7 protein-coding genes are annotated in these 10,864 nt (G+C 45.8%); all 7 read left to right on the forward strand.

Annotated elements, in window-relative coordinates:
• The first annotated feature begins 42 nt into the window (after positions 1-42).
• Positions 43-567 carry a 50S ribosomal protein L10 gene (gene rplJ / locus Q1Q15_RS20955; RefSeq protein ID WP_300464315.1) on the forward strand — a complete coding sequence of 175 codons (525 nt, stop codon included), beginning with the start codon at positions 43-45 and terminating at the stop codon, positions 565-567.
• Positions 568-633: 66 nt separating this feature from the next.
• Positions 634-1,008, forward strand: coding sequence for a 50S ribosomal protein L7/L12 (gene rplL / locus Q1Q15_RS20960; protein ID WP_363321024.1), 375 nt, complete (start codon positions 634-636; stop codon positions 1,006-1,008).
• Between the two features lie 117 nt (positions 1,009-1,125).
• Complete coding sequence (gene rpoB, locus Q1Q15_RS20965; RefSeq protein WP_300464330.1) at positions 1,126-5,259, forward strand: DNA-directed RNA polymerase subunit beta; 4,134 nt, start codon at positions 1,126-1,128, stop codon at positions 5,257-5,259.
• 10 nt (positions 5,260-5,269) lie between these two features.
• Positions 5,270-9,649, forward strand: coding sequence for a DNA-directed RNA polymerase subunit beta' (rpoC, locus tag Q1Q15_RS20970; protein ID WP_300464319.1), 4,380 nt, complete (start codon positions 5,270-5,272; stop codon positions 9,647-9,649).
• Between the two features lie 104 nt (positions 9,650-9,753).
• A complete protein-coding gene (rpsL, locus tag Q1Q15_RS20975; RefSeq protein WP_300464321.1) occupies positions 9,754-10,125 on the forward strand; it encodes a 30S ribosomal protein S12 in 372 nt (123 codons plus the stop codon).
• Between the two features lie 102 nt (positions 10,126-10,227).
• Complete coding sequence (gene rpsG, locus Q1Q15_RS20980) at positions 10,228-10,695, forward strand: 30S ribosomal protein S7 (RefSeq protein WP_300464323.1); 468 nt, start codon at positions 10,228-10,230, stop codon at positions 10,693-10,695.
• A 47-nt stretch (positions 10,696-10,742) separates the two neighbouring features.
• Positions 10,743-10,864: GTP-binding protein (locus tag Q1Q15_RS20985; protein ID WP_300464332.1), on the forward strand; the 122-nt coding region annotated here is incomplete at its 3' end.

A 10,864-nucleotide genomic window follows, 5' to 3' on the forward strand; every position in this document is an offset into this window, starting at 1 on the left:
ACCTTCGAAAAAATTCAATTTATGAAAGGAGGTGTAAAAAAAATGCTGAATATTTCACAAAAAAAAGAACAGGTTAAGCGGCTCGCTCAAGAGTTGTCAGAATCTGAGATTTCAATACTGGTGGATTACAAAGGTCTGGATGTATTGAAAATGACCGATCTTCGGTCCCGGCTCCGAAATGCAGGTGTCCGGATTGAAGTGGTTAAAAATACATTGCTGATTAGGGCATCTGAAGGAACAGATGCGGCCTTGATGAAAGAGTTTTACAAAGGGCCCAATGCCATAATTTTATCAACAGATGATCCGGTTGCTCCGGCAAAAATTCTAGTGGATTTCGCCAAGGACAATGATAAGCTTGAGATTAAGGCCGGTGCCTTATCCGGGAAGCTGCTCAGTCTTGATGAGATCCAACAACTGGCCAAGATGCCATCCAGAGAAGAACTTCTCGGTCAACTGGTTCGCACGCTTAATGCCGTTCCAACCTCATTTGTTACCGTACTCGCCGGTGTCCCCCGCGCTTTTGTTAATGTTCTTAATGCAATTAAAGATCAAAAAGAAGCTGCATAACGATTTTTATATATTTTTTAGAAAACATATTCCATATGGTTTTATTAGGAGAAAAAAATGGCTGATATCACAAAAGATGATGTAATTGAATTTATATCCAATATGAGCGTTCTTGACCTTTCTGCGCTCGTAAAGGAGCTTGAAGAAAAATTTGGTGTAAGCGCTGCTGCACCCATGGCATTTGCAGGTGCAATGCCGGTGGGCGATGCTGCTGCAGCTGAAGAAGAACAAACTGAATTCGACGTTGTTCTTGAAACCTTTGGTGATAAGAAAATTAATGTCATCAAAGAAGTGAGAGCAATTACCGGCCTGGGCCTTAAAGAGGCCAAAGCGCTTGTTGAAGAAGCACCCAAACCGATTAAAGAAGGCGTTTCAAAAGATGAGGCTCAGAAAATAAAAGAACAGTTAGAAGGTGCGGGTGCACAGGTTACTGTAAAATAACAGATGTAACATCCGTTAGTTTACACCGTTTCCAAGTGCATAAAATTTATGCGGGGGCAAGGCAATTGGGCCATGTCTCCGCTTTTACGGTTGGAAAAACTCACACTGGGAGATATCATGACCGGAAGTCTTTTGACGAATAAGCGTATGAGAAAAGAGTTTGGCAGCAGAAGAAAAATCATTGATATTCCTGATTTGATAGGAATGCAACGAAATTCTTATGAAAGCTTCCTTCAAAGGGACGTCTTGCCTGAAAACAGGGAAGTAAAAGGACTCCATGCTGTTTTTAAATCTGTTTTTCCCATTAAGGATTTTACAGATACATCATCATTGGAATATGTTTCCTATTCTTTTGGTGAATCAAAGCATTCAATGAACGAATGTACTTCAAGGGGAATGACCTATGATATTCCGGTAAATATCAAGGTTCGGCTTGTGGTTTACGATCACGATAAGGAAACCGGTATCTCAACGATTCGGGATATTAAGGAACAAGAAATTTATTTTGGCACCATCCCCTTGATGACACGACAGGGTACTTTTATCATTAATGGGACCGAAAGAGCAGTTGTCAGTCAGTTACACCGGTCCTCGGGTGTGTTTTTTGATCATGATAAAGGGAAAAATTATTCTACGGGAAAAATTATTTACAATGCCAGAATTATTCCTGTCAGAGGGTCCTGGATTGATATGGAAATCGATATCAAGGACATAGTGTATATCAGAATAGACCGGCGACGGAAATTCCCCGTATCTATCCTTTTTAAAGCTTTTGGTTATACCAGTGAAGATATTTTAGATTTTTTCTATAAAAAAGAGCATATTATTAAAAAGGATGGATCGTTTTTTAAAGAGTTTTCCCAGGAAAATTTGAAACGTCAAAGAGCCAGTTTTGATATTAAATCTCCAAAGACAGGAGAAGTTTTTGTCAAAAAAGGAAGAATCTTTACAAAACGAGCGTTAAAACAATTGTATGATGATGGACTCGATTATATTCCCATTTCTGAAAGTGATTTAATCGGTAGGGCCTTTGCAACAAATATTATTGACCAGGAAACCCAGGCAGTCATTTTAAAAGCCGGTGATCTGATCGGTGAAGACAGTTTTGAGTATTTGCAGGAAAAAGGGCTTGATGATTTCAATATCCTTTATGTGGATCCCCGAAGTTCTGATTCCATGCGGAAAACCCTGGTTTCAGACAAAATTGAAAAAAAAGAAGAAGCCTTAATGGATATCTACAGGCGGCTTAGACCGGGAAATCCGGCTACCATAGAAGTGGCCCAGGATTTTGTTGATCACCTGTTTTTCCGGCAGGCATATTACGACCTGTCCCGGGTGGGACGGTTGAAAATGAACCATCGCCTGGCTGTTGATACCAAAATTGATGTGAAAACACTGCGAAAAGAAGATGTGTTGTTGACGGCATCCACATTGATTGAACTCAAAGATACCCAGGGTAAGGTCGATGATATTGACCATCTGGGCAACCGGCGGGTCCGGGCAGTGGGGGAACTGCTTGAAAATCATTATCGCATCGGACTTGTCCGAATGGAAAGGGCCATCAAGGAAAAAATGAGCATGCAGGAAGTGGATGCCATGATGCCCCATGATTTGATTAATCCCAAACCGGTATCCGCCGTTGTAAGGGAATTTTTTGGTACCTCCCAGTTGTCCCAGTTTATGGATCAGACCAATCCCTTATCTGAAACCACGCACAAGCGACGGTTGTCTGCCCTGGGTCCCGGCGGTTTGACCCGGGAAAGGGCCGGGTTTGAGGTCAGAGATGTTCATCCCTCTCATTATGGCCGGATTTGTCCCATTGAAACCCCTGAAGGTCCGAATATCGGTTTGATCGTTTCTCTGTGTACCTTTGCCCGGGTCAATGATTTCGGGTTCATTGAAACGCCTTACAGAATTGCCGACCAGGGAAAGGCGTCCAAAGTTATTAAGCATTTGACCGCCTTTGAAGAAAAGGATCATCCCATTGCCCAAGCCAATGCCCCCCTTGATGTGGACGGAAATTTTTTAAATTCCCTGGTTTCTTCCCGGGTGGCCGGTGAATTTGAGATGATCGAAAATCAGGATGTAAAATTCATGGATGTCTCGCCCAACCAATTGGTCTCTGTGTCTGCATCCTTAATTCCGTTTCTTGAAAATGATGATGCCAACAGGGCCTTGATGGGCTCGAACATGCAGCGTCAGGCAGTCCCGCTGATTATCAGTGAAGCACCGCTGGTGGGGACCGGGATGGAAAGTATTGTGGCCCGGGATTCCGGTGTGACCATTGTTGCAGATTATGATGGGGTTGTTGTTGAAGTGGACTCCAAACGGATTGTGGTTCGAAATAATGAAATGGATAATCTGGACGGAAATTTTGAGAAAGTCGTATCTATTTATAATTGCCGAAAATTTGTCCGTTCCAACCAGAACACCTGCTTTAATCATAGGCCCATTGTTAAAAAGGGCGAAACCGTTAAAAAAGGTCAGGTTATTGCTGATGGCCCTTCCACTGAGATGGGGGAGCTGGCCCTGGGTAAAAATGTGACCGTGGCATTTATGCCCTGGGATGGGTATAACTATGAGGACTCTATTCTTGTCAGCGAACGATTGGTGAAAGACGGGGTATATACCTCTGTTCATATAGAGCAGTTTGAAGTGCTGGCCCGGGATACGAAATTAGGCAAAGAGGAAATTACTCGGGATATTCCCAATGTAGGGGAAGAAGCGTTAAGAAATCTGGATGAGAGTGGTATCATTCGCCTGGGGGCTGAAGTTGTCTCCGGGGATATTCTGGTGGGTAAAATTACACCCAAAGGGGAAACCCAACTCTCGCCGGAAGAAAAATTGCTCCGGGCCATTTTTGGTGAAAAAGCAGGCGATGTTAAAGATACGTCTCTTTGTGTGCCACCGGGTGTTAAAGGCAAGGTTATCGATGCGAAAGTTTTCTCAAGAAGGGGGCTTTCAAAAGACGATCGCACCCGGCTCATTGAAGATAATGAAATTGAAAGATTTGAGAAAGACAGGGATGATGAAATTAAAATCATATCCGGCGTAGCCCGGGAGAAAATTGAGTCCATCCTGGACGGTCAGAAGGTCCTCACGGACCTGGAACGGACCGGAAAGGTATTGGTTAAATCCGGTACTCTGGTAAAACCGGGCCTTTTTGAAGGCATCCCTGTGTCCGTGCTGGTCCATGTCGCAGTAAAAGATGCGGTTGTTACTGAAAAGGTACAGACGATATTAGAGAGTGCCCAGGATCAAATTAAAAAAGCAAGAGACCATTTTAACCGCCAGGTATCCCGGTTCGAAAAAGGGGATGATCTTCAACCGGGTGTGCTGAAGATGATCAAGATCAGCGTGGCCATGGAAAGGGTTCTTTCCGTGGGGGACAAAATGGCAGGGCGGCATGGGAACAAGGGCGTTGTTTCCCGGATTTTAAGGGTGGAAGATCTGCCCTATTTTGAAGATGGCCGTCCCGTGGATATGGTGCTCAATCCCCTGGGGGTTCCCTCTCGGATGAATGTGGGCCAGATATTGGAAATTCATCTGGGACACGCCGCTTTTGCCCTGGGACAGCGGATTGATGAGCTGTTGGACCAGATGAAACTCGATAAATTAAGGGAGAAGGTCATTGAAGTTTTTTCCATGACAGAAACCCAGAAAGCTGATTTAAAAGAAGATACACTGGTCACAAAAATTGAAAATATGTCCTCTCAAGAATTGGTGGAATTTGCAACCCTATACCGAAAAGGCGTGCATATGGCAACGCCCGTATTCGATGGGGCCACTGAGGCGGAGATCAAATACTTGATTGATGTTGCCGGATTTGATACCTCCGGTCAATCCATACTTTACGATGGCAGAACCGGTGAACCGTTTGATAAACCCGTAACCGTGGGGACCATGTACATGCTCAAACTCCATCACCTGGTGGACGATAAACTGCATGCCCGTTCCATTGGACCCTATTCTCTGGTTACCCAGCAACCCTTAGGCGGGAAGGCCCAGTTCGGCGGGCAGAGACTGGGTGAGATGGAGGTCTGGGCCATGGAAGCCTATGGTGCTGCCCATGCATTGCAGGAGTTCCTGACGGTCAAGTCAGATGATATGATCGGCAGAACCCGGATGTATGAAAAAATAGTCAAAGGCCAGAATGTTCTTGAACCTGGAATGCCTGAATCCTTCAGGGTTCTTACCAAAGAGCTGAATAGTCTGGGTTTGGATATGAATCTTATAGAAGGAAACAAATAAGGAGAAGACATTGGATAATATATACGATTTCTTCGCAAAACCAAAAGATCCTAAGATTTATCAGGGCGTTCAAATCAGCCTTGCATCTTCAGACCAGATTAGAGAGTGGTCTCATGGTGAAATCAAAAAACCGGAAACCATCAATTACCGAACATTTAAACCAGAAAGAGACGGACTTTTTTGTGCAAAGGTGTTTGGTCCGACCAAGGATTACGAATGCAATTGCGGTAAATACAAACGCATGAAACACCGCGGGGTTGTCTGTGAAAAATGCGGTGTGGAAGTGATCCAGTCAAAAGTGCGTCGGGAGAGAATGGCGCATATCGAATTGGCGTCTCCGGTGTCCCACATCTGGTTTTTAAAAAGTCTGCCCAGCAAAATCGGCAATGTGCTGGATTTAACCCTGAAGAACCTTGAAAAAGTCCTGTATTTTGATTCTTATCTGGTGATTGATCCCAAGGACACGGGGTTGAAAAAACTGCAGCTGCTGTCCGACGATCAATATTATGAGGCGTTGGAAGCGTTTGGTGATGAGTTTGAAGCCGGTATTGGTGCAGAAGCCATTTTAAAATTACTGGAAGAGATTAATCTTCAAGAGGTGCATGATGAGCTGAAACAAGATATCAGCCTGACCAATTCCGTTGCCAAGAAACAAAAGATGTCCAAACGCCTTAAAGTGATTGACGCGTTTTTGAATTCCGGGATCGAGCCCACCCGAATGATTTTGACGGCCTGCCCCATTTTGCCGCCGGATTTAAGGCCCCTTGTCCCCCTGGAAGGCGGACGGTTCGCCACATCTGACTTGAATGATCTGTATCGACGGGTGTTAAACCGCAACAACCGGTTAAAACGGCTGGTGGATCTGAATGCCCCGGATATTATCGTCAGAAATGAAAAAAGAATGCTCCAGGAAGCCGTGGATGTTCTGTTTGATAATGGCCGCCACGGCAGGGTGGTGACGGGGACGAACAAGCGGCCCCTAAAATCATTAAGTGACACCTTAAAAGGCAAACAGGGACGCTTCAGGCAGAATCTCCTGGGGAAACGGGTGGATTACTCCGGTCGTACCGTTATTACCGTTGGTTCGGAACTGCGGCTTCATCAATGCGGTATTCCGAAAAAGATGGCCCTGGAATTGTTCAAACCCTTTATTTATAATTATCTGGAACAAAAAGGCCTTGTTTCAACAGTCAAAAGTGCCAAAAAAATGGTGGAACGGGAAGAGCCCGAGGTTTGGGATGCCCTTGAATCGGTTGTAAAAGAATATCCGGTCATGCTCAACCGTGCCCCCACGCTTCATCGCCTGGGGTTTCAGGCATTTGAGCCGGTCTTGATCGAGGGGAAAGCCATCCAGCTCCATCCGTTGGTCTGCCCCGCGTTTAATGCTGATTTTGACGGTGATCAGATGGCGGTTCACGTTCCGCTTTCCCTTGAGTCTCAGCTGGAAGCAAGGATCATGATGCTGTCGACGAACAATATCCTGTCTCCGGCAAACGGCCAGCCCATCATTGTTCCGACCCAGGATATTGTTCTGGGTATTTATTACATGACCCGGGCGGTGCGGCATCAAAAGGGCGAAGGGGTCATATTTTCAGGTATTGAAGAAGTCAGATATGCCTTTGATGCCGGAGAACTGGCGCTTCATGCCAAAATAAAAGTCCGGATTGATGGTGAAATATACGATACGTCTACGGGACGGGTTCTCCTCTGGGAATCCATTCCCGGTGATACGCTTCTGTCCTTGACCCGGATCAGGACACAAACCCTGGAATATTGTGAAGCGGCAATGGACGAATTAAAAGCCGGCAAAAATTTTGATAAGGTTTTAAAAAAGTATTCTGATGACGAAATTAAGAAAACCAAAGGCAAAACCGATCTGTTGACCCGGAAGGAATTTAAAAACATCTTCCAGGTGTCTGAGATTGTCGTCGAACAGCTGTATGGATTGAAAAAAGATCAGTTTACAGACATCAGAAAAGTGGGGAACTATTATACCATTTTTAAAGTCGATGAACGGGAAACCACTCTGCCGTTCACGCTGGTTAACAAGCTGATGGACAAGTCTTCCATCGTAAAATTGATTGACTATGCCTACCGGAATATCGGTTTGAAAGAAACCGTTATTCTGTCCGACCGGTTGAAGGATATCGGATATAAATATTCGACCCTGGGCGGACTGTCCATTTGTGTGGATGATATGATTATTCCGGATGAGAAATGGACGATTATTGCCAAGGCAGAACAAAATATAGAAGATATAAAAGTCCAATATTCCGAAGGATTGATCACCCAGGGAGAGAAATATAATAAGGTGGTGGATATCTGGGCCCAGGCAACGGATGATATTGCCAATGCCATGATGGAAGTGATGAAAAATCCCACAGGTGGCAAGAGTGAAGGGGCACCTGAGGAATATAATGCCGTGTATGTTATGGCAGATTCCGGAGCCCGGGGGAGTAAAGACCAGATGCGCCAGCTGGCTGGGATGCGGGGGTTGATGGCCAAACCTTCCGGAGAGATTATCGAAAATCCCATTACTGCCAACTTTCGGGAAGGCCTGTCCGTTCTTCAATATTTTATATCCACCCATGGTGCCCGGAAGGGCCTGGCGGATACAGCATTGAAGACAGCCAACTCCGGCTATCTGACAAGACGTCTGGCCGATGTGGGCCAGGATTGTACCATTGTTGAGCCCGATTGCGGGACCATTAACGGGATTGAGGTTGAAGCCTTGTACGAAGGGGGGGAGATCATTCAAACCCTTGGTGAGAGAGTCCTGGGCAGGGTTATTCAGGAGGATATACTGGATCCCTACTCAGATGAATTTATTGTTGGCGCGGATACCGAACTGACGGAAAGCCATGTGAAACAGATTGAAACAGCCGGTGTCCAGAAAGTTAAAATCCGTTCTGTTTTGACCTGTAACTCAAAAAATGGGGTCTGTTCCAGATGTTACGGACGAGACCTTGCCCATGGCGTCACCGTTGAAATCGGTCAGGCCATCGGTATTGTTGCGGCCCAGTCCATTGGTGAGCCGGGAACTCAGTTGACCATGCGGACCTTCCATATCGGTGGTACCGCGTCTAGAAAGGTTGAAGTGGCTGAAATCAAGGCAAGGGTCGGGGGAGTATTGAAGTACAATGACGACATCCAGACCGTTATTTCTGCTGAAAATGAAGTCATTGTCATGAACCGTAAGGGTGGTGGCATCACCATCATGGGAGAAGAAGGGCGTGAAAGGGCCAAGGAAACCGTGATTTATGGGGCAACACTTCATATTCAGGATGGGCGGCAAGTGGAACCCGGGGATGTGATTGCCACATGGGATCCGTTTACCACGCCGATTATTACGGAAGTTTCCGGCAGAATCCGATTTGGAGATATAGTGGTGGGTAATACCGTTCAGGAGCAGATTGACCCGGTAACAGGTAAGGTCTCCCGGACCATCACCGAAGGTAGAGATAGTGAAATCCGGCCCAGAATCAGTATTAAGGATAAAGAGGGCAAAGGGGTAAAATTACCCAATTCTAAAATGGCTGCCCGATATTACCTGCCGGTGAATGCCATTCTCACGGTTGAGGAAGATGAACAGATCATGGCAGGCGATGTCATTGCGAAACTGCCCCGGGCCACAACAAAAACCAAGGATATTACCGGTGGTCTTCCCAGGGTTGCGGAATTGTTTGAAGTCCGAAAACCCAAGGATCCGGGTGTACTGACCGAGATTGACGGATATGTCTTGGTGTCCAAGGGGACAAAGGGCAGACAGAAAGTGACGGTTACACCCACAGATGTGGGGGGCAGCAAAGAATACTCCATTCCCAAGGGGCAGCATGTCACGGTATATGATGGCGATTATGTTAAGGCGGGTGATCCGCTGATTGCCGGGAGTGCAAATCCCCAGGATATTATGAATATCAAAGGGGAAGTGGCATTGGCAAAGTATCTGGTGGACGAGGTCCAGGAAGTGTATCGGCTCCAGGGCGTCAGAATCAATGACAAGCACATTGAAGTGGTGATCCGTCAAATGATGAGACGGGTAAAAGTCATTGAGACAGGAGATACCAACTTTATACCCGATGAGCAGGTGGACAGAAATCATTTTGAAGACATTAATCGGGAAGTGGCCATGGCCGGAGGCGAACCGGCAAAAGGGGAACCCTTAATCCTTGGTATTACAAAAGCATCCCTGTCCACGGACAGTTTTCTGTCAGCGGCATCATTCCAGGAAACAACAAAAGTGCTGACCCTGGCTTCCATTGAAGGTAAATATGACAGTCTTAAAGGGTTGAAAGAGAATGTTATAATGGGCCGAATTATTCCTGCGGGAACCGGTTTTCCAGGGTATAGCGATGTCGAAGTCGAGCAAGTAGAAATGGTACAAGTTTGATTAAAAAATAAAAAACTTGACATCTTTAATAAGTGAAAGTAGAATTAAACATTTTGTCGTGTATGACAATGGTTTAAATTTGATAAGGAGCGTAAAGGAAAGTTATGCCGACCATTAATCAATTGGTTAGAAAAGGTAGAAAAAAAGCAGAAAAGAAAGCTAGCACACCTGCTTTAAAGGGTGGCCCTCAGAAACGGGGTGTCTGCACCCGGGTGTACACGTCAACTCCAAAGAAACCAAACTCGGCTTTGAGAAAAGTGGCCAGGGTTCGTTTGACGACTGGAATGGAAGTCGCTGCATATATACCTGGTATGGGGCACAATCTTCAGGAGCACTCAGTGGTGCTCGTCAGGGGCGGCAGAGTGAAGGACCTTCCAGGTGTCCGCTACCATATCGTCAGAGGGGCCCTTGATACATTGGGCGTTGATGACAGAAGACAGGGCCGGTCGAAATACGGCGCAAAAAGGCCTAAATAAACAACCAGGGACAAGCGACCAGGGACAGATGATGCATCTGTCCTTTATAAGCAACCAGGGATATGACGATATGTCTATCCCTTATAATGGTGGATATGAATAATGGCAGTTAAAGAGATCCAGCTTGATAATGTAACAAAAAGTGCCACGCAGGAAGAGAAGCTTGCCGCTAAATTTGTTAACTGCGTCATGAAAGATGGCAAAAAGAATGCAGCTCGCAGAGTCGTTTCAGGTGCTTTGTTGATTGCAGAAGAGAAAATTGGTGAGCCTGCTCTGGGGATATTAAAAAAGGCAATTGATAATATCAGGCCGGCAGTCGAAGTAAAGTCCAGAAGAATCGGGGGGTCGACATACCAGGTGCCGACGGATATCAAACCCAGCAGGCAGACCGCACTGGCGTTTCGGTGGTTGATTAATTTCAGCCGGAATCGCTCTGAAAAAGGGTTTGCAAACAAACTGGCTTCAGAAGTGCTGGATGCTTACAACCAGCGCGGCGGGGCAATGAAGAAAAAGGAAGATACACACAAGATGGCAGAGGCCAACAAGGCATTTGCGCATTTTAGGTGGTAATTAATATTTTGAATATCCTGATAATATTCCACAGGAGGAATTAGAAGATGGCTAAGGAGAAATTTGAGCGGACAAAGCCGCATGTGAACATCGGCACAATCGGTCACATTGATCATGGAAAGACGACGCTTACAGCAGCGATCACCAAACATTCAGCACTGAAGGGTGG

Origin of the sequence: Desulfobacula sp. (assembly GCF_030145145.1) — a bacterium.
Classification (GTDB): domain Bacteria; phylum Desulfobacterota; class Desulfobacteria; order Desulfobacterales; family Desulfobacteraceae; genus Desulfobacula.

Bases quoted from the DNA above. Each gene is read 5' to 3' on its own strand.
- rpsG (WP_300464323.1), top strand. From the start codon at position 10,228: ATGGCAGTTAAAGAGATCCAGCTTGATAATGTAACAAAAAGTGCCACG.
- rpsL (WP_300464321.1), top strand. From the start codon at position 9,754: ATGCCGACCATTAATCAATTGGTTAGAAAAGGTAGAAAAAAAGCAGAA.
- rpoB (WP_300464330.1), top strand. From the start codon at position 1,126: ATGACCGGAAGTCTTTTGACGAATAAGCGTATGAGAAAAGAGTTTGGC.
- rplJ (WP_300464315.1), top strand. From the start codon at position 43: ATGCTGAATATTTCACAAAAAAAAGAACAGGTTAAGCGGCTCGCTCAA.